Here is a 911-nt window from a genome sequence, read left to right on the forward strand (position 1 = left end):
GGTGCTGCTGCTCGCACTGGCAGGGATTCCTCTGACCAGCGGGTTCATCGCCAAGTTCGCGGTCTTCTCGGCCGCCGTCGCCGGCGGCGCCGTGACCCTGGTGGTGATCGGTGTGCTCACCAGCGCGATCGCGGCCTCGTTCTACGTGCGCGTGATCGTGGTGATGTTCTTCCGCGAGGCCGGATCCGCGAGCTCGGGGGGCTCGGGGTCGGACCCGGGGTCTGGCGGCTCGGGGGTGGCGTTCGCCCGCCGACCGGTGACCCTGGCCGTGGTCGGGATCGCCGCGGTGTTCACGCTCGCTCTGGGGATCGCCCCGCAACCGCTCCTCGATCTCGCAGGGGCGGCCTCATCATTCGCGTGGTGAGCCTCAGCCCCCGTCGGGAAGAGCGCTCGGCACGCATCTGCCGAGAGCACGTGTGCGGAACGCTCTTCTCGAGGGGGTAGGTCAGTCCATGCCCAGCGGGGTGGCGTCGAACTCCCCGGACAGCGCCGAAACGGACCGGGCCAGCTTCAGGTCCCGCCGGGTCACCCCGTCGACGTCGTGACTGCGCAGGTCCAGGGTCACCTCGTCGTAGCTCCACAGCAGGTCCGGGTGGTGGTCCTGGGAGTTGGCGGCCTGCCCGATCGCGGCGACCAGGTCGATCGCGGCCTGCGGGGTCTCACACACCGCGGTGTAGGTCAGCGACCCCTCGGAGAAGGCCCAACCGGGCAGGTCGGCGAGCCCCTCGGCGATCTGCTCCTCGGTCAGACGGGCCCGGTCATCGGCATCGGGGCGTACGTTGTCGGCGTCGGCGCTCATGCCCTCCAGTCTGGCACCTCCCGGCGCGACCGGCACCTCCCGCCGGATCCGACCCCGCCGCGCACCCGGCCTACCCTGAAGACGTGGACACCCCCGCCAGCATCCCCGCGCG

General features: G+C 71.6%; 2 protein-coding genes. One reads left to right on the top strand and one right to left on the bottom strand.

The features are described 5' to 3' along the window. On the top strand, positions 1-364 hold a 364-nt coding region (locus tag G6026_RS17450; protein WP_277815612.1), incomplete at its 5' end, for a proton-conducting transporter membrane subunit. 81 nt (positions 365-445) lie between these two features. Here the strand turns inward: G6026_RS17450 and G6026_RS13190 are convergent. After that, entirely contained in the window at positions 446-799 is a 354-nt protein-coding gene (locus G6026_RS13190; RefSeq protein WP_182613441.1) for a 4a-hydroxytetrahydrobiopterin dehydratase, read from the bottom strand. Between the last annotated feature and the right edge of the window lie 112 nt (positions 800-911).

The organism is Dietzia sp. DQ11-38-2 (assembly GCF_014145055.1).
Lineage (GTDB): Bacteria > Actinomycetota > Actinomycetes > Mycobacteriales > Mycobacteriaceae > Dietzia.

Excerpts from the sequence above, each read along its gene's own strand:
- G6026_RS13190 (WP_182613441.1), bottom strand. The coding sequence starts at position 799 with ATGAGCGCCGACGCCGACAACGTACGCCCCGATGCCGATGACCGGGCC.